A 23,586-nucleotide genomic window follows, 5' to 3' on the forward strand; every position below is an offset into this window, starting at 1 on the left:
TGGTGTGGCGACTCAGGCGGCGGCCAGGGCCAGGACGGCATTGTGGCCGCCGAAGCCGAAGGAGTTGCTCAGGGCCAGCTGGACCGACCGTCGGGTCGCCTCCCGGGCGATGTCGAGTTCGATCTCCTCACCCGGCCGGTCCAGGTTCGCGGTCGGCGGTACGACGCCGTCCCGGAGGGTGAGCAGGGTGTAGATCGCCTCCACCGCGCCGGCCGCGCCGAGGAGATGACCCGTCACGCCCTTGGTGGAGGTGACCAGCGGACCGTGCGGGAACACCCGTGCCAGCATCTGGGCCTCGACCAGGTCGTTGAGCGGGGTGGAGGTCCCGTGTGCGTTGACGTGCTCGACGGCGTCCGGGGAGACCTCGGCGTCCGCCAGTGCCTGCCGTACGGCCGCCTCGATGCCCCGCCCCTGCGGGTGGGGCCGGGTGACGTGGTGCGCGTCGGTGGTGGCGCCGTAGCCGACCACGAAGCCGATGGGTGTCACGCCACGGGCCCGCGCGTCGGCGGCTCGTTCCAGGACGAGGATGCCCGCCCCTTCAGCGGCCACGAAACCGTCCCGCTCCGCGTCGAAGGGGCGGGAGGCGGTACACGGGTCGGTGCGGCGGGACAATGCACCCATCCGGGCGAACCCGGCCATCATCAGCGGCGTGACCAACGCGTCGCTGCCGCCAGTGAGCACCACGTCGCAGACGTCGGCGGCCAGTAGAGACCGGGCCATGCCGATGGCGGTGGCTCCTGAAGCGCAGGCCGTGGCAACTACCGTGCTCAGTCCGGTGGCCCCGAACTCCATCGACATCTGGCCGGCCAGCATGTTCGGCAGGTACATCGGCAGCAGCATCGGGGAAACCCACTCGGGATTCTGTCGTAGCTGGGGGTGTTGTTCCTCGACCGTGCCGATACCGCCGCCCGCGGTGCCGAGGACGACCGCGACCCGGGCACCGTCCCAACCGTCCGGGTCTAGCCCGGCCGCGGTGACCGCCTGCCGGGCAGCGACCAGGGCGAGTTGCGCGGAACGGTCGAGGAGCCGGGCCCGCCGGGCACCGAGCAACTCGGCGGCGTCGAATCCGGGCACCCGGCAGGAGATTCCGACCGGGTTGCCGGCCAGGTCCGGGTCCACGGCCGCAGCGGACCGGCCGGTGCGGAGGGTCGCCCAGCTCCGCTCCACCCCGATCCCGGCCGGGTCGGCGAGGCCGATTCCGGTCACGGCCGCGGCGAATCCCGTCATGCGGCCGCCACGCTCTGCTCCATGAGTCGGACGATCTCCGCCACGGTCTCCGCGTCGCGGAGGTCGTCGTCGCTGATCCGGATGCCGTGTTCCTTCTCGAGCACGATGGCCAGCTCGACCACGGCGAGCGAGTCCAGATCGATGTCGTCCCTGGTCGCCTCCGGGGTGATGGTCATCGGCGACAGCTTGAGCCGGTTGACGAGGATCTCCTGTAGTAGGCCGTACACGGGGGCTCCTGGGGGTCGGTGTGGCGTGGACAGGTCCGATCGTGGTGGCGGCCGGCGCAGCGTCAGACCGTCACCGGTGTGGGTAGGTCGGGCCAGACGACTGTGGTCGCCCCCCAGGTGAGTCCCCCGCCGAACGCGGTCAGCAGGGTCCGATGCCCGGCCCGGAGCCGCCCGTCGGCGGCGGCCTGCGCGAGCAGCAGGGGGATGGAGGCGGCGCCGGTGTTGCCGACCCGGTCTATGTTGCTCAACCGGCGCTCGGCCGGCACCTCCAGCGCGTCTCCCACCATTGCGATGATCCGCGCGTTGGCCTGGTGGGTGGCGAGCCGGTCGACGTCGTCGGGCCGCCACCGGACGGCGGCCAACGCCTTCTGGGAGACCTCGGTCATCTGTTCGACGGCGCGCCGGAAGGTCCGCCGCCCATCCATCTGGAAGTAGTTGTCGCCGGGCGTCGCCGGCTGACCCGTCGATCGTTGTCGAGATCCGCCACCCGGCACCTGGATCAGCGGATGGTCGCTGCCGTCGCTGCCGAGCAGGATGGGGCCGAGGGCACCCGGTGCGGTGCTCTCCCCAGCCCGCAGGACGACGGCACCGGCACCGTCGCCGAACAGGATGGCGGTCGACCGGTCGGTGGGGTCGACGATCGTGGTGAACGCGTCGGCCCCGATGACGAGGACCGCGTCGACCGTGCCCGCGGCGATCAGGCCCTGCGCGGTGGCGAGGGCGTACAGGAATCCGGTGCAGACGGCGGAGACGTCGAACGCGGCCACTCCGGAGAGACCGATCCGGGCGGCGACGTCGGGTGCGGTGGCTGGGCACGGGTGGTCCGGTGTCGTGGTGGCGAGCACGACGGCCTGTACTTCGGACCCGCCGGCCGCTTCGACCGCCCGGCGGCCCGCCTCCACCGCCAGGTCTGATGTGGCGGTGCCGGGTGTGACGACCCGTCGGGTGGTGATGCCGGTACGGGACCGGATCCAGTCGACGGATACGCCGAGCCGGGGTGCCAGATCGGCGTTGGTCCTTTTCTCGGGCGGGATCCAGCCGGCAACGGCAGAAATGACCGCAGCGCGCCCACTAGTAGGCATGACCGTCTTTCCCCCGTGTCGGCCGACACCCCTGGCTTGCCGAATCCGCTGATGTCGACCGGTGGCCTTCGGCGTGATTCCGCATGCGTAGGCAGACTAGTCGCAGATTCACGCCGGTGTCGAGGGTTGGTATTGGTGATGGTGACTGGGATCGGGTTGTCCACGGAACGGGTTCCCCCGCATTTGATATGCCTTCGGACTCGCGTCGGACGGTTCGGAGCGCATAGACTCCGGTGCACCTGCCGTGGCCCGTCACGGTCGGGTTGCGGGTGCCAACACGTCTGATGACGAGGAGGTCCACGGGGGACAACGGGATGGTCAAGGTGTTCCAGGGGTGGCCAAAACGTCACATCCGCGCCAGGGGGCGCGTCGGTGTGAGCGGCCCGACCAGCGACGATAATGCTCTGCTGCCGCCGACTCGGCGGGAGTATGTGGGGCAATTCAGTCAGCAATCGACGTGACGTTACCGGTGGTCGGACATTGGCGGCCGACGAAACGTCGGTCACCCCTGCTCGCGGGACGACGAAGGGCCGAAGAATCGTCGGTGCCCGTGTCGATCATGGATGTGCCAATAGGAAAGGGGCGACGATGTGCGGGATCGCCGGGCTTCTCAGTTATCGCGGGTTGGACGATGCGGCGCGGGTCATCGTGGCGGAGATGACCGACGAGCACCGGTTACGGGGGCCCGACGACCGGGGCGTCTGGTTCAGCCCGCACGCCGCGCTGGGTGTGCGCCGGCTGTCGGTCATCGACCTGGCGGGCGGGACCCAGCCGATGGTGCATCAGCGGTCCGGCGAGGAGCCGGTCGCCCTGGCCTACACCGGTGAGATCTTCAACTACCAGGAACTGCGGGCCGAACTCGCGGGCCGGGGCCACCAGTTCGATACGGCCAGCGACACCGAGGTGGTACTGCGGGCCTACCTGGAGTGGGGCGTGGAGTGCGCCGAGCGGCTGCTCGGGATGTTCGCCTTTGCCGTGTGGGACGGCCGGACGGAGACGCTGACCCTCATTCGGGACCGGTTCGGGATCTACCCGCTGTGCTGGGCCCATACCGAGGACGGGGCGGTCTTCGGTTCGGAGATCAAGGCACTGCTGCGGCACCCGGGGATGACCCCCGAGGTCGACCTGGATGGCCTCCGGGCGATCGTGACGATGGCCAAGGCGCCGGATCATGGAATCTTTCGCGGTGTCAAGGAGGTGGAGCCGGGCACGATCGTCCAGTTCAGACGGTCCGGGCACAGCGTGCGCCGCTACTGGGTGCTGCCCGCCCGGGAACATGTCGACGATCTGGACACGACCGTCGCCACCGTCCGTGAACTGCTCACCGACAGCGTTCGGCGGCAGGTCGTGTCGGACGTACCCATCGGGATGTTCCTCTCCGGTGGACTGGACTCCAGTGCCCTGGCCGCCCTGGCCACCGTCGTCCTACGCGAACGGGGCGACGAGAAGCTGCGGACGTTCTCGGTCGACTACGTGGGACATGCCGACGCCTTCGATCCCGACGAGGCCCGCACCACGCCGGACTACCCGTTTGTCGAGGTGATGGCACGGCACCTCGGGACGATGCACACCCGGGTCGAACTCAGTACGCAACAGCTCACCGATCCGGCGGTGCGGGCGGCGGTACTGCGTGCCCGGGACATACCCACCCTGATGGGCGACCTGGACACCTCGCTCTATCTGCTCTGTCGGGCAGCCCGGCAGGAGTGCACCGTTTCGCTGATGGGAGACGCCGCCGACGAGATCTTCGGCGGCTACCCCTGGTACCACGATCCGCGCTTCGCCCGCCCCGGCACCCTGCCCTTCCTGGAGTTCGCGCGGCAGATCTCGGCGAAGCTACAGGCCCGTACGACCGGGCTGCTCGCGCCGGAGCTGTCCCGGTCGCTGGAGGCCGAGGAGTACGAGCGGGAGCTGTATCGCGCTGCGCTGGCCAAGATGCCGGTCCTCGACGGTGAGCCCGAGATCGATCGCCGGATGCGGGAGATGAGCTACCTCGACATCACCGGATATCTCCGTACCGTGGTGTTGGACCGTAAGGACCGGATCGGGATGGCCGCCTCCCTCGAAGGACGGGTGCCGTTCCTCGACCACCGCCTGGTCGAGTACGTCTACAACACCCCCTGGGCCATGAAGAGCTTCGACGGGCGGGAGAAGAGCCTGCTCCGTGCTGCGGTGCGGGACCTGCTGCCGCCGTCGGTGCTGTACCGGCGCAAGGCGGGCTACCCGCCGACCGACGATCCGCGCTACGACGCGTGGCTGGACGTCCGGCTCGGTGAGTTGATCCGCGACGAGAGCGCTCCGATCCGGCCGATCATGGATGTCGCCACGGCGCGCTCCTATCTGGCGGACCCGTCCGGCGCGGCGGGACGGCTGGTCAACCGGTTCACCAAGGAGATCATGCTGAGCCTCAACGACTGGCTGGCCGGATACCAGGTCCGGCTGGTGCTCTGAGCCGCCGGGGTCATGTGATGAGTGGCTCTCCACCCCGGTCCCAGGCCCCGGACTACCGGTCGGTGCTGGGCGACTGGGACGCCCGGAGCGCGGTACGCAGCAAGCCGCGCCGGACCGCCGCCAGCGACGGGGCCGTCGGGCTGCACTACTCGGCGGCGCTCACCCCGGCGGCCGGCCATCCGCTGCTGGCCGACCGGGGGGAGGCCGGTGTCGCGGAGCTGCTCACCCGACGGCTCTACTCCTACCTGGACTTCACCACCATCCTGGAACAGGAGATCGTCAATCCGGTCGTGCTGCGGCTGTCCCGTGGCGACGTCGGCGTGCCGCTGCCGGACGCGATGCGGTTCGACGCGTACCGGATCTACTGCGACGAGGCGTACCACGCGCTCTTCTCGGAGGACGTCCGGCGTCAGGTCGAGGCGGCCACCGGGATCCGGGCGCCGCGACCGGGTCGACCCCAGTTCGCCCGGGCGGTCGGTCGACTACGCCGGCAGGTCCCGTCCCGACTGCGTGACCTGGTGGACCTGTCAGCCGCCATGGTGTCCGAGACCCTGATCTCGGCCACCCTGACCGACATTCCGGCAGACCGGTCGGTGGTGCCCTTCGTCCGCAGCATGTTCGCCGACCACGCGGCGGACGAGCGGACCCATCACGCGTACTTCGCGCGGGTGGGGCAGACCGTGTGGCCGGTGCTGGATCCGCAGGTGCGCGCCCTGCTCGGCCCCGGCCTGGCCGACCTCATCCTGGCCTTCCTCAGCCCAGACGACGCCGAGCACCGTCGGATCCTGCGCGAGATGCGGTTCTCCACCGGCCAGGCCCGGCTGATCGTCGCGTCGTCCCACCCGGAGGAGGTGGTACTGCGGCAGGTTCGGCACGAGGCCCGCAGCACGATCCGGCTGCTGCGGGACATCGGTGCCCTCGCTGACGGCCGGACCGAGGAGTACTTCCATCAGCGGGGCCTGTTGACCGGATAACCGTCGTCAGGAGGTCAGCCGTTGACGTCGCCGATGGGAACCACGGTCGTACGGTTGCTCCGCTCCGCCCGCCACCAGCGGCTCACCAGCCAGCTGGTGGTGAAGAGCCCGATGATCGCCGGGGCCACCGCCAGCCAGTTGACCTCCGTGGGGGAGACGACCGCCGCCCCCACCGCGGCATAGCCGAACGCCGACGGGATGGAGGCCAGCAGACTACCGATCAGGTACGGCACCGCCCGGGCGCCGGTGGTGCCGTAGCCGTAGCTGATCAGGCCGAAGCCGCCGATCGGGATCAGCCGTACGCTGATCACCCCGAGGATGCTCTGCCGGGCGAACCAGCCGTCGAGCCGGGCCAGCCGGCCCCGTACCCGCTCCGCCACGAACTCCCGCCCGAGCAGCCGTCCGACCGTGAACCCCAGTGCGGCGGCCAGCATCGCGGCGGCCAGCGCGTACCCGGCTCCGGTCAGCGATCCGAAGATCGCCCCCCAGGCCATCGAGATGAAGGTACGTGGGATCAGCGCTACCAGCAGCAGTGCGCCGCCGAGCACGGCGACCACTGGGGCGAAGGGGCCGAGCGGGTCAGCCAGCCCGGGCACCTCGTCCATGGATGGCAGCGGCACCAGGAGCATGGCCAGGCCGAACAGCGCGAGGATGACCAGCAGCAGGGTGAATCGCCGGCCCGACCGCTGGCGGACCAGCCGTCGGGCGGCGGCGATCATGGGCGCCCAGCGGCGATGGCAGCCTGGCGTTCGGAGCGCAGCCGCTCTGTCCAGGTGTCGTTCAGGGGCGGAAGGTTGTTGACCCCGAGCGCCCAGCACAGCAGCAGATCGGCCAGGGCCGGGTTGCGGGCCAGCGCCGGCCCGTGGGCGTAGGTGCCGAGCAGCTTGCCGCGCCAGGCCCCCTCGTAGGTGCCGTCATTGCCGATCCCGGCGGTGACCCGGGCCAGCGGGGAGACCCCGGGGCCGAGGTGGGTACGGCCGCCGTGATTCTCGAAGCCGCTCAGCTGTGGCACCCCGAGCCGGGGGTCGATGTCGCCGGCCAGCTCGCCGACGGCCCGGCTTGGCCCTCGGTCGGAGTGCAGATCGAGCAGTTCCAGGCCGGCGCACTTGGCGCCCTTGGCAAAGAACGAGGTGCCGAGCAACTGGTAGCCGGCGCAGACCCCGAAGACCACCGAGCCGCGCGCGACGGCCCGATGTAGTCCGCCGTCGGCGAGCAGGCGCTGCGCGCCGAGCGCCTGCGGACCGTCCTCGCCACCACCGAGCAGGTAGATGTCGGCGCTGTGCGGCAGCGGATGGTCGGACCGGATCTCGGCGACCTCCACCGGCACGCCGCGCTGCATCGCCCGCCGGGCGAGGATCAGCAGGTTGCCCCGGTCGCCGTAGGTGGACAGCAGGTCCGGGTAGATCCAGACGATGCGCAGGCTCTCAGTTGACACGGTCCAACTCCGCTCGGATGTCCTGGAACGCGGTGTAGTTCGCGATCACTTCGAGTCGTCCGGGTGGCACCGATGCGACCGCGTCGCCGAAGGACCGTACGTGCTGGAACGGCACGTCGTTGACGTCCAGCCGGACGGCGAGGTCGTACGCCCGGTCCCCGGTGATCAGCACCTGCCGGCCCCGCAACGGCGAGAAGTCGACGTCGTAGAGCCAGGAGGTGTCCAGCCCGTCGGGGTCCCGGGCGTTGATGGACAGCAGGGTCGGGGCGTACTCGGCCATGTCGAACGCCTCCAGCCAGCTGGCCGGGTTCTTGGCCAGCAGCAGCCGGATGTTGCGCCCGTCGCGGGTCACCTGCGCGTACCGCCCGGCGATCGAGGTGACGCTGGACAGCCGGCCCACCGCGTCGGTGGGGCGTACGCCGAACTGGGCCGCGACGGCCAGTGCGGTGGCGGCGTTGCCGAGGTTGACCCGGCCGGGGAGCTGGAGAACGATCTTGTGCCACGCGCCGTGCGGGTCGACCACACCGTCGTCCTCGACGACCCAGTGTGGGGTGGGGCGGCGCAGCGGGCAGCCGGTGCACCACCACTGTTCACCGGAGCGCTCGATCGGTGAGCCGCACTCCGGGCAGACCCAGGAGTCGTCGTGCCAGCGTTGCCCGGCGCTGAACCAGGTGATCGACGGCGGGGGGAGATGGTTGCTGCGTTGCTGGGGGGGCGTCGCGGCCCAGACCACCATCGGGTCGTCGGCGTTGGCCACCACCCGGATGTCGGGGTGCCGAACCAGTGCGGCCCGCCAGAGCTGGGCCATCATCGACACTTCCTTGGCCCGGTCGAGCTGGTCCCGGGAGAGGTTCAGCAGGGCGACCACCCTGGGTTCGGTGGCTTCGAGGACCTGGGCCAGGTAGTGCTCGTCGACCTCCAGTACGGCGTACGGGGTGCTGCCCGCCTTGGCCAGCGCCGAGGTGTGTCCGGTCGGCATGTTGGCGCCGAACGAGTTGGTCGCCACCGGTCCGAGTACGCCCACGGCGGCGGCGGCCAGCCGGGTCGTAGTGGTCTTGCCGTTGGTGCCGGAGATCAGGGCGATGGCCCGTCCGGCTGCCAGGTGGGCCAGCAGGTCTGGATCGATCTTGAGCCCGATCCAACCGCCGATCACCGATCCATCGCCTCGGCCGGCGGCCCGGGACAGCGCCGCTGCGGTGCGCGACACCGAACTGGCGACCTTTGCCCGCAAAGGCATTCTCGCGTCCGTCACGCGAGCGAGGTTACCGGACCGGGAGCGGCCGGGGGCCGGGGCGGACCGGGGGACGCCGCGCCGGGGCCGGGTGACGTCATGGCAGAGGTCAACGTCGGTCGATGGCGAATGCCCTAGCAGCTTTTTCGTGTCGGCGCAATCGCGGTGTGGTCGGGACCGGTTGGCGGTACGGCCGAGTCGATCTATGTCGGAAAGCGGACGGTGCCTCGGGCGCTCACCCCCTCCACTCCGCACCACCCCCTCTGACGTGCGGTTTTGCTCATGACATGGGCGTGTTTCCCGGGCGATTCTGGTTGCGGGTGGAGGGAAGTGGAGTAGAGTGGGGCGCATTGGTGGGGCCGGAGGGGCCCGCCGGCCCGGGGGGTCAGCGGCGACGCGAAACGCCGCTCAGGGGCAAGGGGGGTTGGGCCGGTGTTTCTCGGCACCCACACTCCGCGTCTCGACGACAAGGGTCGGCTGATTCTTCCGGCAAGGTTCCGGGATGAGTTGGCGGGGGGTGTCGTGATCACGAAAGGCCAGGAGCGCTGTCTCTACGTCTTTCCGATGCCCGAGTTCCAACGCATTGCCGACCAGTTACGCCAGCAGCCGGTGACTCACAAGGCGGCCCGAGCTTACAGCCGGGTCTTCTTCGCCGGCGCGCACGACGAGGTCCCCGATAAACAGGGCCGGGTCACCATCCCGGCCCACTTACGGACCTATGCGGCGTTGGATCGGGAACTGGTGGTGATCGGCGCGAGCACCCGGGTGGAGATCTGGGACAAGCAGGCCTGGGAGACCTACCTCACGGAGAGCGAAGACGAATTCGCTGATATCGAGGAGGGGGTGCTGCCGGGCGGACTGTAGGGCGATGCGCCCGACGTACTGCGAGATCTCCAGCCGCTCCTGCTCCTGGCATCCCTTCCCCGATGCCAGGCGCCACGATCCAAGGTCGATGCCAATATGGCTGACCGGTGGAGCAGAGCGGATGGGGATCTGGCGGTATGACGGAGACAGCGCGGCACTGCGGAACGTGGTGGAGCGAGACGGATAACGAAGAGACGGTGGGGTCGGTGGGGGTCGACATGGGGGAGCTTCGTGGCACGCACGTGCCGGTGCTGCTTGAGCGGTGCATGGAGTTGCTCGCCCCCGCGCTGAACCGTGGTGATCGTCATGACGATGGTAACCGTGGTGATCGTCGTCATGACGATGGTAACCGTGGTGATGGTAGTCGCGGCGATCGTACCGTGCACGTCGATGCGACGCTCGGGCTGGGCGGGCATGCTGAAGCAGTCCTCGCCAGGTTCCCCAACACCGTCCTGATCGGACTGGACCGGGATCCGGAGGCCCTGGCCCACGCGCGGGCCCGGCTGACGCCGTACGCCGACCGGATCCACCTGGTGCACGCGGTCTACGACGAACTGCCAGAGGTGCTCGACGAACTCGGGTACGCCCAGGTCGATGGGGTGCTGTTCGACCTCGGGGTCTCGTCGCTGCAACTGGATGAGCCGGACCGGGGCTTCGCCTACGCCCAGGACGCGCCGCTGGACATGCGGATGGACCAGACCCGGGGGGCGACAGCCGAGGAGGTTGTCAACAGCTACTCCCATGCCGACCTGGCCCGGGTACTACGGGTCTACGGCGAGGAGAAGTTCGCCAGCCGGATCGCGGCGGCGATCATCCGGGAGCGGCAGAAGGCCCGACTCACCTCGTCGGCCCGGCTGGCTGAGCTGGTGCGGGAGTCGATTCCCGCGCCAGCCCGACGTACGGGCGGACACCCGGCAAAGAGAACGTTTCAGGCTTTACGGATCGAGGTAAATAGGGAGCTGGCGGCGCTGGAGGCGGCGCTGCCAGCCGCTCTGGACGCACTCGCGCTGAGCGGTCGCATGGTGGTGCTGTCCTACCACTCGTTGGAGGACCGGATCACCAAGCAGGCACTGGCTGCTCGGGCCCGGAGCACCGGCCCGGTCGACCTACCGGTCGAATTGCCGGGCACCGGCCCGACGCTGCGGTTACTCAGCCGCGGCGCCGAGCTACCCGGCGAGGCGGAGGTCGCCGCCAACCCGCGTGCCGCTTCGGTACGGCTGCGCGCGGCGGAGCGGATCGACCCGGAGAGCGTCACCGGCACGGAACGAACCAGGCGGGCCGACCGCGAACGGTCCCGCCGAGGCGGGAAGGCACTGCGTACGCCCAGCGCGTTGCGCGGCGCCTCCACAGTGGAGCGAAAGGGCTTGCTCCAGGACGAAACGGGGACGGAAGTAGAGGGGGAGGGAACATGAACGAAAGCAAGCGCGACCGCCGGGAGCACCTTGGCGCGGATCGCGGCGTTGGGCAGCGCGTACCACGGTCGGGGGGCCGGATCGTGGCGGAGCGGACCACGCGTTCGAGCGTCGGCACCTCGCCGACGCGCAACACCCGGGGTCGGGACGCTCGCGCACGGGGGGTCCGCGAGTTTCCGACGCAGGGTAGTGCCGCACTCCAGCCGCAGGAATGGGAACCGGCCACCGGCGACCGGACGGCGGTCAGCGACCGGACCAACCGGGCCCGGGCGCGCGCGGCGCACCCGGCCGGCGGCGGGCCGGCCCGGGTGGCACCGCCCCGGCTCAAGGTGGCCCCGCCACCGCCGGTACGGGTGCCGCAGGCGCCATTCGTGGCGCTGATCCTGGCCGTCGTGGTCGGTGGGGTCCTCGGCATCCTGGTGGTCAACACCAAGATCAACGAGAATGCCTTCCGGCTGGACAAGCTGCAGAAGCAGCAGGCCAGCCTCGACATCCAGGAGCAGCAGCTACAGAAGGAGATCGCCCAGGCCGAGGCGCCGGGCAACCTCGCTGCCCGGGCCCGCAAGCTGGGCCTGGTCGAGTCCGGTCCGCCGGCCTTCATCCGGCTGCCCGACGGTCGGGTGATCGGTATTCCGCAGCCGGCCGGCGGACAGCCGGCCATCACCAGCCAGCAGGGCACGGGAGGCTGACCGTGGCGCCGCGATCGGGCGACTCGCGCCGGGACACACCACAGTCCCGGCGCGAGTCGTCGCGGGGGGGCGCGGATCGCGAAGCCACCGGCCGAAGCACGGGCCGGGAAGCCACCGGCCGAACCGGGAGCCCAGGTGACCAGCCGCCGGGCGAATCGGGCGTGGGCGGCATCTCCGGTGCCCGGGCGTACACGCCACGGGGTCGGACCGTACGCGAGACAGCGGACCTTCGGCGTACCCCTCGGGCCACCCGGTCGACGGACCCGTTCCGGCCCGCGCTCCAGGTGCTCGACGGCGGCCGGACCGGCGGTGGTCGTACCGCGCGGCGGGCACCGGCGGTCGGCACCACCACCGGCGCGGCGGGCACCGGACGCACGGTACGACCAGTCCGCAGCGACAACAACGTCACGGACCCACCGCCGCCACCCCGTCGGCGACCCAGGTCCGGAGGCGGGGCCGGCCCGGCGCGGCGGCCCGCTCCGCCGGCAGCGCGGCGTCGGCCGTCCCGCAAACCACCCCGTCCGCCCCGGCTGGCCGACCCGCACCGCCGGCTGCGGGTGGGCACCCTGCTCGTCGTGGTTCTCTTCGCCGTCGTCGGGATCCGGCTCATCGTGCTCCAGGTGCTACCGGCCCAGGTGTACGCCAACGGCGGGGTCCGGGACCGGATCGTCACGGTGGACGTACCGGCCCCCCGAGGGGCGATCTACGACCGGTCCGGTGCGGCCCTGGCGCTCAGTGTCGAGGCGCGCTACGTCTACGCCGATCCCACCCGGCTCAAGGATCCCGCCGCCGCCGCCGAGGCGCTCTCCCCGCTGCTCGGCATCCCTCGCTCGGAGCTACTGAAGCGGATGGCACCGAGGAAGCTGGCCGACGGGCGGCAGTCGGAGTTCGAGTACCTCGCCCGAGGGGTGGAGATCGACACAGCGAAGAAGATCATGGCGCTCGAACTCCCCGGCATCAACATCGACCGCGATGAGCGGCGGGAGGTGCCCGGCGGGGACCTGGCGGCAAACCTGCTCGGCTTCGTCGGCGAGGAGATGATCGGGCTGGAGGGGCTCGAGGCCCGCTACGACGAGGTGCTGCGCGGAGTCAACGGCCGACGGGAGTTCGAGGTGGGGCTCGGTGACCTGGCCGCGCCGATTCCGGGCGGCCACGACGAGGTCATCACCGAGGCACAGCCCGGCAGCTCGATCCAGCTCACCATCGACCGAGACCTCCAGTACGAGGTACAGCGGGTGCTCAGCCAGACGATGGAGCGGGTCGCCGGCAGCACCGGGGCGGCTGTCGTGCTCGACGCCCGTACCGGCGAGGTGCTGGCCCAGGCCAGCCATCCGACCTACGACGCGGCCAACCCGCTCGACCCGAACACCAAGCCCACCGATCGGGAGGACGCGGCCACCAGCTTCGTGGTCGACCCCGGTTCGGTGCACAAGGCGATCGTGTTCGCCGCCGCTCTCGAAGAAGGCGTCATCCGCCCCGACACGAAGGTGCCGGTCGCACCGGCCATAAAGCGGGGCGACCAGACGTTCCGAGACACCCACCCGGCACCCGCCGGCACCCTGATGAGCCTGCCCGGCATCATGGCCTACTCGTCCAACGTCGGCACGATCAAGGTCGCCGACGCGCTGGGCAAGGAGAAGCTGTACGAATACCAGCAGAAGTTCTGCCTGGGTCAGGCGACCGGGGTCGGCCTGCCCGGCGAGGCGGCCGGGCGGCTGCTGACACCCGACAAGTGGAGTGGCTCGTCGTACGGGTCGGTGCCGATCGGGCACAGCGTGGACGCCACGCCCCTACAGATGGCCGCCGTCTACGCCGCCATCGCCAACAACGGCACCTGGGTGCAGCCGCACCTGGTTAAGGAGACCATCGCCCCGGACGGCACCCGGACCGCCGCCCCGGCACCCCGTACCCAGCAGGTGGTCAGCCCGGAGAACGCCGCAGCGGTGCGGACCATGCTGGAGGCGGTGACCACGGTCCCGGACGCCACCGGTCGTAAGGCCGCCATCCCCGGCTACCGGGTGGCCGGCAAGACCGGCACCGGTTCCCGGCTGGTCGACGGCAAGTACGTCCCCGGCGAGGTGGCCTCCTTCATCGGAATGGCCCCGGCGGACAACCCGAGGTACGTGATCGCGGTCTTCGCGCACACCCCGAAGGGCGGTGGCGGGGACATCGCCAGCCCGGCCTTCAAAGAGATGATGGGTTTCACTTTGCGGCACTATCGGGTACCACCGACCGGTACGAACCCCCCCAACTTTGTCGTCTATCCCCGGTGACCGGCTGAAACGCGACATCATCGGTTAGTGCGGGCGAACTACCGGGGCGGCTGTGCGTTACGGCATCCCCGACCGGGTAGGGTCTGACGCCGTGCCCGGCAATCCTCGTCCCCGTACCGTTGTTCCGATCCGGCTCGGCGACCTCGCCGCGCGACTCGCGATCGAACCGCCACCCGCCGGTTCCGTGACGGTGACGGGGGTGACCCACGACAGCCGGGCGGTCCGGGCCGGCGACCTCTACGCCGCCCTGCCCGGCGCGCAGCGGCACGGCGCGGACTTCATCCCGGCGGTCGCGGCGGCCGGCGCAGTGGCGGTACTGGTCGACCCGGCCGGGGCCCCGGCGGCGGCTGAGGCCGGCCTGCCCGCCCTGGTGGTGGCCGACCCCCGGGCCGCGCTCGGCGAGTTGGCCGCCGCCGTCTACGGCGACCCGACCAGCGGGCTGACCGTGATCGGGGTGACCGGCACCGCCGGCAAGACCTCCACCGCCTACCTGATCGAGTCCGGGCTTCGGGCCGCCGGCCACGTCACCGGGCTGATCGGCACGGTGGAGACCCGGCTCGGTGACCTCGCCCTGGACAGCGTGCGCACCACGCCGGAGGCGACCGATCTGCACGCCATGCTCGCCGCCGCCCGCGAGCGGGGCGTCACCGCCGTGGTGATGGAGGTGTCCAGCCATGCGCTGAGCATGGGGCGGGTCGGCGGGGTCCGGTTCGCCGTCGGCGGCTACACCAACTTCGGCCAGGACCACCTGGACTTCCACGCCGACTCGGCCGAGTACTTTGCCGCCAAGGCGCAACTCTTCGACGGGCGCTGCGGGGTCGAGGTGCTCAACCTCGACGATCCGGCGCTGCGTCCGCTGTTCAAACCGGCCACAGTGAGCTATTCGGCGGCCGGTGACCCGGATGCCACCTGGCGGGCTACCGATGTCAGCGGTTCCGGCTACACGCAGCAGTTCGCCGCCCACGGCCCGGACGGGATCACCGTCCCGGCCGGAGTTGCCCTGCCCGGCCGGCACAACGTCGCCAACGCCCTGCTGGCGATCGCTGCCCTGGTCGCCGTCGGGGTCGACCCGGCGACCGCCGCAGCCGGCGTCGCCGCCTGCCCGGGCGTGCCCGGCCGGCTGGAACTGGTCGAGGCCCCGGGCCCGGTCCACGGGGTGGTCGACTACGCGCACAAACCCGACGCGATCGTTGCCGCGCTCGCCGCCCTGCGCGAGTTGACCACCGGCACCGGTCGGCTGATCTGCCTGATCGGGGCCGGTGGGGACCGCGACCGGGGGAAGCGGCCGGTGATGGGAGCCGCCGCCGCCCGCGGGGCCGACCTGGTGCTGATCACCGACGACAACCCCCGTACCGAGGACCCGGCCACGATCCGGGCCGAGGTGCGGCGCGGTGCCGAGCAGGCCGACGGGGGCGCGCAACTGCGGGAGGTGCCGGGTCGCCGGGCCGCCATCGACGAGGCGGTACGGCTCGCCACCCCCGGGGACGTCATCGCGGTGCTCGGCAAGGGGCACGAGCGGGGGCAGGAGATCGACGGGCAGGTCCATCCTTTCGATGACCGGGTCGAGTTGGCCGCAGCGCTGGCTGCCCGGTTCAGCACTCCGGTGAGGCAACCATGATCGTGATGACCCTGGCCGAGGTCGCTCAGGCGGTCAACGGCCGACTCGTCGCCGCCGACCCGACCACGCAGGTCACCGGCCCGGTCGAGTTCGACTCCCGCAAGGTGACCTCCGGCGCGTTGTTCGTGGCGTTCCCGGGGGAGAAGGTCGACGGCCACGACTACGCGGCCGGTGCGGTCGCCGCTGGTGCGGTGGCGGTGCTCGGCACCCGGGAGGTCGCCGGGGTGCCGATGGTCCTGGTCGACGACGCGCTCACCGCGATGGGCAAGCTGGCCCGGGCGGCGGTGGACCGGCTGCCCGAGCTGACCGTGGTGGGTCTGACCGGCTCCTCCGGGAAGACCAGCACCAAGGACCTGATCGCGCAGCTCACCGTCCGGCTCGGGCCGACCGTGGCCCCGCCCGGGTCGTTCAACAACGAGCTGGGGCACCCGTACACGGCGTTGCAGGCCGACCCGCAGACCCGGTTCCTGGTGTTGGAGAAGGGGTCCCGGGGGATCGGGCACGTGCGCTACCTGTGCGAGGTGGTACCGCCGCAGATTTCGGTCGTACTCAACGTCGGCAGCTCGCACATCGGTGAGTTCGGCTCGGTGGAGGCGATCGCCGAAGCCAAGGGAGAGCTGGTCGAGGCGCTGCCGGCCGACGGGCTGGCGGTGCTCAACGCCGACGACCCCCGGGTACGGGCGATGGCCAGCCGCACCCAGGCCCGGGTGGTGCTGGTCGGCGAGGCCCCCGACGCCGAGGTACGCGCCGAGGACGTCACCGTCGACGAGCGCGGGCGGCCGTCGTACACCCTGGTCACACCGGAGGGGCGCGAGTCGGTGCGGCTCGGCCTGACCGGCCGGCACCAGGTCGGCAACACCCTGGCGGCGGCAGCCGTGGCCCGGGAACTAGGCATGCCGCTGGCCGAGTTGGCCACCGCGCTGGGCGAGCTGGGACTGGTCTCGACCCGGCGGATGGACGTCTTTGACCGCCCCGACGGGGTGACGGTCATCGACGACTCATACAACGCCAATCCCGCTTCCATGTCGGCGGCGCTGCGCGCCCTGGCCAGCCTTGGCCGCGACCGTCGGAAGCTGGCCGTGCTTGGTTACATGGCCGAGTTGGGCGAGTACGAGTGGGAAGGACACGCGGGGGTTGGCCGGCTCGCCGCCGAATTGGGCGTCGACCGGCTGTTCGTGGTCGGTGAATTGGCCGCGCCGATCCACGAAGGCGCGTCCGAAGCTGAGAGTTGGGGAGGATTGTCGGTGCTGGTACCCGATCAGGCAGCGGCGGTTGATGCGTTGCGGGGCGAGTTACGACCGGGGGACGTCGTCCTGGTCAAGGGCTCGAGGTACCGAACCTGGGAGGTGGCCGACGCGTTGCGTGCCGACGCCGACGCTGACGGCCAGGGGGATGCCGCGTGAGCGCGAGGAGTGAGCTTGCGAGCCCCGCAGTCGCGAACGGAGGAACCACAGCGTGAGCGCGAGGAGTGAGCTTGCGAGCCCCGCAGTCGCGAACGGAGGAACCACAGCGTGAGGGCAGTCATCATCGCCATCGGGGTGGCTTTCCTTGTCTCGCTCTTCGGCACGCCCCTGGCGATCAAGGTCTTCACCCGGCTGAAGGCTGGTCAGCCGATCCGGTCCGAGGGACCGGCGATGCACCAGGGCAAGAAGGGCACGCCCACCATGGGCGGGGTGGTGTTCATCGTCGCCACGGTCATCGCGTACGTCGCCGGGCACCTCGCCCTGACCACCCTGCCGGACCAGCAGATCGCCCAGGTGGAACCGACGATCACCGCGCTGGTGCTGCTCGGCCTGATGGTCTTCTCCGGCGCGGTCGGCTTCGTCGACGACTTCCTGAAGGTCCGTAGGCGCAACAGTGCCGGCCTCAGCGCGCGGAGCAAGCTGTTCGGGCAGATCCTGGTCGGCGCGGTCTTCGGGGTGATCGCGCTCTACTTCCCGAGCAGCATGGTCGACGCGGAGGGCGGGTCGACCAACGTCGAGACGGTGGGCAGTACGACGCTTTCCTTCATCCGGGACATCGACTTCCTGGATGTGGGCAAGGTCGCCTCTGTGATCATCTTCATCTTCGTGGTGATGGCGGCGACCAACGGCGTCAACCTCACCGACGGACTGGACGGGTTGGCCACCGGCGCCTCGGTGATGGTGCTGGCGGCGTACGCCTTGATCGCCTTCTGGCAGTACCGGCACTGGTGTGCCGACCCGGACTACACCCGCGACTACTGCTACACGGTGCGAGACCCGCTGGAGATCGCACTGATCGCCGGTGCGGCGGCCGGGGCCTGTGTCGGATTCCTCTGGTGGAACACCTCGCCAGCGCGGATCTTCATGGGCGACACCGGGGCGCTGGGTCTCGGTGGCCTGATCGCCGGTATGGCGATGTCCACCCGGACGCTGCTGCTCCTGCCGATCATCGGTGGCCTCTTTGTGATCATCACCATGTCGGTGGTCATCCAGATCATCTCGTTCAAGACCACCGGTAAGCGGGTCTTCCGGATGTCCCCGCTGCAGCACCACTTCGAGTTGGCCGGGTGGAGCGAGGTCAACATCGTCGTCCGGTTCTGGATCATCGCCGGGATCGGGGTGGCCATCGCCCTGGGCCTGTTCTACAGCGAGTACCTGGCCGCGATGAGCTGACCGCACTGAGAACAGCGTCGCGCTGACCGCACTGAGAACAGGTGTGCCCCGGCCCCGGCCGGGGCACACCTGTTCGGGCCACCGTCTCCTCCCGACACGCCGGCCGGGTCACCTGCGCCGGGCCGGGTGTGTCCGAGGTGATGATGGCCTGATGGGGAGGACCAGGGGCGGACAGCATGACGGGTGAGCGACCACGGCGGGCGGCCAGCGATGGCCGTACCAGCACGTCCACGTCCGCGCCTGGGAAGCGGACCGGGCCGGGCGGCAGCGGATCGAGAACCGGATCGGGCAGCGGCGGACCGAGAACCGGATCGGCTAGCGGATCGGGCAGCGGCGGATCGGGGACCCCGCCAGGCGGCCGATCGGCAACTGGGTCCGGAGCCGGCCCGGCGGAGACCGGCCGGTCGGGCAGCAGCAGCGGTCTGGCCCTGCTACAGGGCCTACTGGCCCGCCCGATGGCCTCCTACTATCTGCTCATCTTCAGCGCCGGCCTATTGCTGTTGATCGGGTTGACGATGGTCTTCTCGGCGACCAGCGTCAAGGCATACGCCACCGACGGCAACACCTTCGCGGCGATCAGCAAGCAGGTGGCCTTCGCCCTCATCGGGTTGGTCGCCTTCTGGGCGTTCCAGCGCCTACCCGCCCGTACGTTTCGCGATCTTGGCGTACCGGTGCTCGGTACGGCCCTGGTCCTGCTGGTGATCCTCGACGCGTTGTTGGCCTGGGCGAAGCTTCGCAACCTGGAGGTCGCCAAGATCGGCCCGGTGGAGGCCAACCTGCTCTGGCTGCACCTCGGCCCGATCCAGGTGCAGCCGTCGGAGTTGGCCAAGCTCGGCCTGGTGCTCTGGGGAGCCAACATCATCGCCAACAAGGGCGCTGCCCTGGGCTGGTGGCGGGAACTGCTCAACCCGCTGTTCCCGGTGGTCGGCCTGCTCTTCGTCCTGGTCGGCTACAACGACCTGGGCACCATGCTGTGCCTGCTCGCCATCGTGGTCGGCCTGCTCTGGGCGGCCGGCGTTCGTAAACGCATCTTCGCCACCCTGGCGATGCTCGGTCTGGCCGGCGTCGGGCTGCTGATCGCGGTCGCCTCGCTGGGCGCGGGATCGGGCGAGAAAGACGCTGAGAACTACCGACTGTTGCGGCTGACCTCGTTCTTCCGTACCCCGGCGGACTGCGGCGACCCCTGCTATCAGGCATTGCAGGGCCGGTACGCGATTGACAACGGCGGCTGGTTCGGGGTGGGGCTGGGCAAGAGCGCACTCAAGTGGAACTGGCTGCCCGCCGCCGACAACGATTTCATCTTCGCCGTCCTCGCCGAGGAGCTGGGGGTGGTGGGCTGCATCGTGGTGCTCGCCCTTTTTGCCGTACTGGCCTACACCGGGTTCCGTATCGCCCGGCGGATCGGGGACCCGTTCCGCCGGCTGGTGGCCGCCGCCATCACCACCTGGTTGGTCAGCCAGGCGGTGATCAACGTCGGCGGGGTGGTCGGGCTGCTGCCGATCACCGGCCTGCCGTTGCCCTTCATCTCCGACGGCGGAAGCGCCCTGGTGGTGACGCTTGCCGCAGTCGGCGTGCTGGCTTCGTTCGCCCGCGCCGAGCCCGATGCGGCGAGAGCCCTGCATGCCCGTCCACCCGCCCGATGGGTCCGACTAGTCTGGGCCCCGTTGCCGCCGCTACCCGCGCGGCGTCGGCGGAGCGAGGACGACCCGCGCCGGGACGACCCGCGGACGCGTCGGGTCGACCGGTGAGAGGAGAGGGTAATGGGGCCGCTGCGGTCAGTGGTGCTCGCCGGAGGAGGTACCGGGGGACACATCTATCCGCTGCTGGCCTTCGCGGACTGCCTGCGAGTCCATGATCCGTCCGTACGGATCACCTGCCTCGGTACTCCCAGCGGGCTGGAGAACCAGCTGATTCCGCCCCAGGGCTACGACTTGCGGCTGATTCCCGCCTACCAGCTGCCCCGGTCGGTGAACATGAACCTCATGCGTACCCCGGACCGAATGTGGCGGGCGGCCCGCGCCGCCGGCAAGGTGATCGACGAGGTACGCGCCGACGTGGTCGTCGGGTTCGGGGGATACGTCTCGGTGCCGGGCTACCTGGCCGCCTGGCGTCGGGAACTGCCGATCGTGATCCACGAGGTCAACGTGCCCCCGGGCGTGGCCAACCGGCTTGGCATGAAGTTCACCCCACATGTGGCGGTCGGCTTCCCGCACCAGCCGGCGCAGGCCGAGTCGCTGCGCGACGCTCGGGTGGTCGGCGTACCACTGCGCCGGGCCATCGCCGGGCTCGACCGGGCTGCCCGGCGGGACTCCGCCCGGGCCCACTTCGGGCTGCGGCCGGACCTGCCGACGCTTTTCGTGGCAGGCGGCTCGCAGGGGGCCAGGACGATCAACCTCGCGGTCTCCGGGGCGGCCAGACAACTCACTGCCGCTGGTGTCCAGGTGTTGCATGTCATCGGGGCCCGCAACGAGCCGGTGACGGTCCCGGACGACCTGCCGGTGCCCTACGTCACGCTGCCCTACCTGTCGGAGATGGAGCTCGGCTACGCCGCCGCCGACTTGATGTTGGGCCGGGGCGGGGCGATGACCTGCGCCGAGGTGGCGGCGGTCGGGCTGCCCACCATCTACGTTCCCTACCCGCACAGCAACCAGGAGCAGCGCCGCAACGCGTTGCCCGTGGTCGAGGCGGGTGGCGGACTCCTGGTCGACGACACCGAGATGAGTCCCGGTTGGGTCGAGCAGACGGTGCTGCCCCTGATCCGTGATCCACAACGGTTGGCGGCGATGAGCGCCGCCGCGGCCGGCTACGGCCGGCGGGACGGTGACGAGGCGTTGCTTGATTTCGTCTATGAGGCGGTGGCCCGGTGACCGGGCGTACCGCGACCGGAAGGTTTGCTCTATGAACACCGCGCAGTTCAGCCCCGCCGCAACGGTGACCGCCGAGGAGTTGGGCACGGTCCACCTGATCGGCGTCGGCGGGGTCGGCATGAGCGGCCTGGCCCGGCTGTTGCTGACCCGGGGTATCCCGGTCTCCGGCAGCGAGTTGCGGGATTGGCCGACGCTGGCCGGTCTGCGCGCCCTCGGCGGCACCATTCACCGCAGCCACGAGGCGGCCAACCTCGACGGGGTGGACACGGTCGTCTACTCGACCGCGATTCCGCAGGACCACGTGGAACTGGCCGAGGCCCGCCGACGTGGGCTGCGGATCCTGCACCGCTCGGAGGCACTGGCCGCGGCGATGACCGGCCGGCGGACCATCGCGGTGGCCGGCACCCACGGCAAGACCACCACGACGTCGATGGCCACGCTGATCCTGCAACAGGCCGGTCAGGACCCATCGTTCGTCATCGGCGGGGAGATCTCCGAGGTCGGCTCCAACGGCCATCACGGCAGCGGGGAGTACTTCGTTGCCGAGGCTGACGAGAGCGACCGCTCGTTTCTGCGCTACCGGCCGTTCGTCTCGATCATCACCAACATCGACCGGGACCACCTGAACACCTACGGCGACTTCGCCGGACTTGAGGCTGCCTTCGCCGACTTCGCCCGGCTCACCGACCCGGACGGCTTCGTGGTCACCTGCGCCGACGATCCGGGCTGCCGGCGGATGACCGAGACGCTGCGCGCCGAGGGGCGCACCGTCTACACGTACGGCGAGGCCCCCGACGCCGACCTGCGGCTGTCGGACATCGTCTCGTCCGCGCAGGGCGGGCGTTATCTGGCGACCCTCCAGGGCACGCCGCTGGGCGAGATCCGGATGCCGATACCCGGCCGGCACATGAGCCTCAACAGCGCCGCAGCGGTACTCACGGCCTGCAAGCTCGGCCTCGGGCTCTCCGACGCGGTGGCCGCACTCGCCGCCTTCCCGGGAGTGCGTCGTCGGTTCGAACGCAAGGGGGTCGCCGCCGGGGTGCTGGTCTACGACGAGTACGCCTACCACCCGGTGTCGATGACCGCCGCGTTGCAGACCCTGCGTGACGTGGCGGGCGACGGCCGGGTGATCGTCGTCTTCCAGCCCTACCGGGTCTACCGCACGCGCGACCTGCAGGCCGAACTCGCCACCGCGCTGGCCATCGCCGACGAGGTGGTGGTGTTGGAGGTCTTCGGGCCGGGGGAGGTGCGCGAACCCGGTGAGGGTGGGGCGTCGTTGACCGCCGCGATCGACCTGCCGGCCGAGCGGAAGGTCTTCGTCGAGTCCTGGGCGGACGTACCGGCGGAGGTGGTCCGCCGGGCCGGCAAGGGCGATCTGGTGGTGACCATGGGTGCCCCGCCGATCTCCCTGATGGGCGACGAGTTGTTGGCCGCGCTCGCCGAACGGAGCGACGTGGGATGACCCCGGGTTGGGGCCGGGGTCGGACCACCGGCCCGCCGGACGCCTCCGCCGGTGCGACCCCGGGTGGGCCGGGGTCCGGTCCGGGTGCCCGGGCCGGTGGTACGCGTCGCTGGCGGTTGGTCCGGGCCAGCAACGACGCCGTCCCCCCGTCGGTGCGGCGGTTCATGCGTCGGGCCCGGCAGCGGCGGCTCCGGGCGGCGATGCCGTGGCTGGTGACCGGTGGGGTCCTGGCCGTGGCGGCCGTGCTGACCTGGGTCGTTCTCGGTACCGGGGTGTTCGGTGTCCGAGAGCTGCGGGTGGTCGGTGCCCAGCTGGTGACCCCGGAGCAGGTACGGGCGGCGGCCGAGGTGCCGCATGGCGTACCCCTGGCCCAGGTCGACCTGGCCGCAGTCCAGTGGCGGGTCGGCCGGCTGGCTCCGGTGGGCCGGGTGACGGTGTCCCGTGATTGGCCGGACGCCCTCCTGATCGAGGTGGTGGAACGGACTCCGGTCGCGGTGGTGCCGCAGGGCCAGCAGTTCGCGGTGATCGACAGCGCGGGGGTGGTGTTCCAGACGGTGACCAGCCGGCCGGAGCACCTGCCGCTGGCCCGGGTTCCCGAGCCGGGACCGGCCGATCTGGCCACCCGTAACGCGTTGCAGGTGCTTGCCGCCCTCACGCCGGAGCTGCGGGAGCGGCTCACCGAGGTGGTGGTGGAGGGGCCGGCGCGGATCAAGGTGCTGCTGCGGGGTGGCCGTACGGTCATCTGGGGTGACGCGTCCAACGGCGACACCAAGGCCCGGGTGGTGAGTGCGCTGCTGTCCCGGGAGGGTGACGTGATCGACGTGAGCGCTCCCGACGTGGTCACGATCCGCTGATCGGAGCCTGGTCGAGCGGGAAGTGCGTTCGGGGGTGTCGATGTACTCGACCGCGTTGTCACAGACCCGACAAGTAGGAATGTGATCGAGGCGTGGCGACACGCCGGTCAGATCCTTGGTTCCCGCGGTACGTGCGCATACGTTGCCCCGAGAGGATTCAGTGGTTGACATAACTGTAACCCTCTAGTAGAGGGTGAGGGTTACCCTTCGCTCTCGTTGCACCGAGGGGATGTCGATCGCGGTCTGGGCGGGCCGCGCCGATCGACACCCGCCAATCTCGAAGG

The 23,586-nt window shown here is 70.5% G+C and carries 19 protein-coding genes; 13 read left to right on the top strand and 6 right to left on the bottom strand.

The window, feature by feature from the left end; genetic code table 11:
- Positions 1 to 12 precede the first annotated feature (12 nt).
- From ACWDV4_RS08655 to ACWDV4_RS08665, 3 genes are all read right to left on the bottom strand, one after another.
- Entirely contained in the window at positions 13 to 1,227 is a 1,215-nt protein-coding gene (locus ACWDV4_RS08655; RefSeq protein ID WP_449975969.1) for a beta-ketoacyl-[acyl-carrier-protein] synthase family protein, read from the bottom strand.
- On the bottom strand, positions 1,224 to 1,454 hold the full coding sequence (locus tag ACWDV4_RS08660; RefSeq protein ID WP_449975970.1) for an acyl carrier protein: 231 nt from the start codon (positions 1,452 to 1,454) through the stop codon (positions 1,224 to 1,226). Before ACWDV4_RS08660 ends, ACWDV4_RS08655 begins: the two co-directional genes overlap by 4 nt.
- 62 nt (positions 1,455 to 1,516) lie before the next feature.
- Positions 1,517 to 2,536: a beta-ketoacyl-ACP synthase III gene (locus ACWDV4_RS08665; protein ID WP_449975971.1), complete on the bottom strand. Its 1,020-nt coding sequence runs from the start codon at positions 2,534 to 2,536 to the stop codon at positions 1,517 to 1,519.
- Between the two features lie 588 nt (positions 2,537 to 3,124).
- Between ACWDV4_RS08665 and asnB the strand changes: the two genes are divergently transcribed.
- Both asnB and ACWDV4_RS08675 read left to right on the top strand, forming a co-directional pair.
- Positions 3,125 to 4,987 (top strand): asparagine synthase (glutamine-hydrolyzing), encoded by a 1,863-nt coding sequence (gene asnB / locus ACWDV4_RS08670; RefSeq protein WP_449975973.1) that lies wholly within the window; start codon positions 3,125 to 3,127, stop codon positions 4,985 to 4,987.
- A 17-nt stretch (positions 4,988 to 5,004) separates the two neighbouring features.
- Positions 5,005 to 5,961 carry a diiron oxygenase gene (locus ACWDV4_RS08675; RefSeq protein WP_449975975.1) on the top strand — a complete coding sequence of 319 codons (957 nt, stop codon included), beginning with the start codon at positions 5,005 to 5,007 and terminating at the stop codon, positions 5,959 to 5,961.
- 14 nt (positions 5,962 to 5,975) lie between these two features.
- On the opposite strand, the gene ACWDV4_RS08680 is transcribed toward ACWDV4_RS08675, so the two are convergent.
- The 3 genes from ACWDV4_RS08680 to ACWDV4_RS08690 are packed head-to-tail and all read right to left on the bottom strand — an operon-like array spanning position 5,976 to position 8,633.
- Positions 5,976 to 6,680 (bottom strand): TVP38/TMEM64 family protein, encoded by a 705-nt coding sequence (locus tag ACWDV4_RS08680; protein WP_449975976.1) that lies wholly within the window; start codon positions 6,678 to 6,680, stop codon positions 5,976 to 5,978.
- On the bottom strand, positions 6,677 to 7,396 hold the full coding sequence (locus ACWDV4_RS08685; protein WP_449975977.1) for a type 1 glutamine amidotransferase: 720 nt from the start codon (positions 7,394 to 7,396) through the stop codon (positions 6,677 to 6,679). The genes ACWDV4_RS08680 and ACWDV4_RS08685 overlap by 4 nt, the downstream gene beginning before the upstream one ends.
- Positions 7,386 to 8,633 (bottom strand): MurT ligase domain-containing protein, encoded by a 1,248-nt coding sequence (locus ACWDV4_RS08690; protein WP_449976270.1) that lies wholly within the window; start codon positions 8,631 to 8,633, stop codon positions 7,386 to 7,388. The genes ACWDV4_RS08685 and ACWDV4_RS08690 overlap by 11 nt, the downstream gene beginning before the upstream one ends.
- A 426-nt stretch (positions 8,634 to 9,059) precedes the next feature.
- On the opposite strand from ACWDV4_RS08690, the gene mraZ reads away from it, so the two are divergent.
- The 11 genes from mraZ to ACWDV4_RS08745 all read left to right on the top strand — a co-directional run bounded on the left by mraZ (position 9,060) and on the right by ACWDV4_RS08745 (position 23,302).
- The gene (mraZ, locus tag ACWDV4_RS08695) at positions 9,060 to 9,491 is read left to right on the top strand and encodes a division/cell wall cluster transcriptional repressor MraZ (protein ID WP_449975979.1); all 432 of its coding nucleotides are present in this window, start codon (positions 9,060 to 9,062) and stop codon (positions 9,489 to 9,491) included.
- Positions 9,492 to 9,709: 218 nt separating this feature from the next.
- Positions 9,710 to 10,903 carry a 16S rRNA (cytosine(1402)-N(4))-methyltransferase RsmH gene (gene rsmH / locus ACWDV4_RS08700; protein WP_449976271.1) on the top strand — a complete coding sequence of 398 codons (1,194 nt, stop codon included), beginning with the start codon at positions 9,710 to 9,712 and terminating at the stop codon, positions 10,901 to 10,903.
- Positions 10,900 to 11,592: a hypothetical protein gene (locus ACWDV4_RS08705; RefSeq protein ID WP_449975980.1), complete on the top strand. Its 693-nt coding sequence runs from the start codon at positions 10,900 to 10,902 to the stop codon at positions 11,590 to 11,592. The genes rsmH and ACWDV4_RS08705 overlap by 4 nt, the downstream gene beginning before the upstream one ends.
- 2 nt (positions 11,593 to 11,594) lie before the next feature.
- A complete protein-coding gene (locus tag ACWDV4_RS08710; RefSeq protein ID WP_449975981.1) occupies positions 11,595 to 13,865 on the top strand; it encodes a peptidoglycan D,D-transpeptidase FtsI family protein in 2,271 nt (756 codons plus the stop codon).
- Positions 13,866 to 13,956: 91 nt separating this feature from the next.
- The gene (locus tag ACWDV4_RS08715) at positions 13,957 to 15,483 is read left to right on the top strand and encodes a UDP-N-acetylmuramoyl-L-alanyl-D-glutamate--2,6-diaminopimelate ligase (protein ID WP_449975983.1); all 1,527 of its coding nucleotides are present in this window, start codon (positions 13,957 to 13,959) and stop codon (positions 15,481 to 15,483) included.
- Positions 15,480 to 16,886, top strand: a complete 1,407-nt coding sequence (locus tag ACWDV4_RS08720) for a UDP-N-acetylmuramoyl-tripeptide--D-alanyl-D-alanine ligase (protein ID WP_449975985.1) — start codon at positions 15,480 to 15,482, stop codon at positions 16,884 to 16,886. The genes ACWDV4_RS08715 and ACWDV4_RS08720 overlap by 4 nt, the downstream gene beginning before the upstream one ends.
- A 108-nt stretch (positions 16,887 to 16,994) precedes the next feature.
- Complete coding sequence (gene mraY, locus ACWDV4_RS08725) at positions 16,995 to 18,119, top strand: phospho-N-acetylmuramoyl-pentapeptide-transferase (RefSeq protein ID WP_449975986.1); 1,125 nt, start codon at positions 16,995 to 16,997, stop codon at positions 18,117 to 18,119.
- A gap of 455 nt (positions 18,120 to 18,574) precedes the next feature.
- Positions 18,575 to 19,867, top strand: coding sequence for an FtsW/RodA/SpoVE family cell cycle protein (locus ACWDV4_RS08730; RefSeq protein WP_449975987.1), 1,293 nt, complete (start codon positions 18,575 to 18,577; stop codon positions 19,865 to 19,867).
- 12 nt (positions 19,868 to 19,879) lie between these two features.
- The gene (gene murG, locus ACWDV4_RS08735; protein WP_449975989.1) at positions 19,880 to 20,986 is read left to right on the top strand and encodes an undecaprenyldiphospho-muramoylpentapeptide beta-N-acetylglucosaminyltransferase; all 1,107 of its coding nucleotides are present in this window, start codon (positions 19,880 to 19,882) and stop codon (positions 20,984 to 20,986) included.
- A 31-nt stretch (positions 20,987 to 21,017) separates the two neighbouring features.
- Complete coding sequence (gene murC / locus ACWDV4_RS08740; RefSeq protein WP_449975990.1) at positions 21,018 to 22,448, top strand: UDP-N-acetylmuramate--L-alanine ligase; 1,431 nt, start codon at positions 21,018 to 21,020, stop codon at positions 22,446 to 22,448.
- Positions 22,445 to 23,302 (top strand): cell division protein FtsQ/DivIB, encoded by an 858-nt coding sequence (locus ACWDV4_RS08745; RefSeq protein WP_449975991.1) that lies wholly within the window; start codon positions 22,445 to 22,447, stop codon positions 23,300 to 23,302. The genes murC and ACWDV4_RS08745 overlap by 4 nt, the downstream gene beginning before the upstream one ends.
- The last annotated feature ends 284 nt before the right edge of the window (positions 23,303 to 23,586 follow it).

The sequence above is a fragment of the Micromonospora sp. NPDC003197 genome (assembly GCF_053590565.1).

Excerpts from the sequence above, each read along its gene's own strand:
- ACWDV4_RS08655 (WP_449975969.1), bottom strand. The coding sequence starts at position 1,227 with ATGACGGGATTCGCCGCGGCCGTGACCGGAATCGGCCTCGCCGACCCG.
- ACWDV4_RS08665 (WP_449975971.1), bottom strand. The coding sequence starts at position 2,536 with ATGCCTACTAGTGGGCGCGCTGCGGTCATTTCTGCCGTTGCCGGCTGG.
- asnB (WP_449975973.1), top strand. The coding sequence starts at position 3,125 with ATGTGCGGGATCGCCGGGCTTCTCAGTTATCGCGGGTTGGACGATGCG.
- ACWDV4_RS08675 (WP_449975975.1), top strand. The coding sequence starts at position 5,005 with ATGAGTGGCTCTCCACCCCGGTCCCAGGCCCCGGACTACCGGTCGGTG.
- ACWDV4_RS08680 (WP_449975976.1), bottom strand. The coding sequence starts at position 6,680 with ATGATCGCCGCCGCCCGACGGCTGGTCCGCCAGCGGTCGGGCCGGCGA.
- ACWDV4_RS08690 (WP_449976270.1), bottom strand. The coding sequence starts at position 8,633 with ATGCCTTTGCGGGCAAAGGTCGCCAGTTCGGTGTCGCGCACCGCAGCG.
- rsmH (WP_449976271.1), top strand. The coding sequence starts at position 9,710 with ATGGGGGAGCTTCGTGGCACGCACGTGCCGGTGCTGCTTGAGCGGTGC.
- ACWDV4_RS08705 (WP_449975980.1), top strand. The coding sequence starts at position 10,900 with ATGAACGAAAGCAAGCGCGACCGCCGGGAGCACCTTGGCGCGGATCGC.
- ACWDV4_RS08720 (WP_449975985.1), top strand. The coding sequence starts at position 15,480 with ATGATCGTGATGACCCTGGCCGAGGTCGCTCAGGCGGTCAACGGCCGA.
- ACWDV4_RS08730 (WP_449975987.1), top strand. The coding sequence starts at position 18,575 with ATGGCCTCCTACTATCTGCTCATCTTCAGCGCCGGCCTATTGCTGTTG.
- murG (WP_449975989.1), top strand. The coding sequence starts at position 19,880 with ATGGGGCCGCTGCGGTCAGTGGTGCTCGCCGGAGGAGGTACCGGGGGA.
- murC (WP_449975990.1), top strand. The coding sequence starts at position 21,018 with ATGAACACCGCGCAGTTCAGCCCCGCCGCAACGGTGACCGCCGAGGAG.
- ACWDV4_RS08745 (WP_449975991.1), top strand. The coding sequence starts at position 22,445 with ATGACCCCGGGTTGGGGCCGGGGTCGGACCACCGGCCCGCCGGACGCC.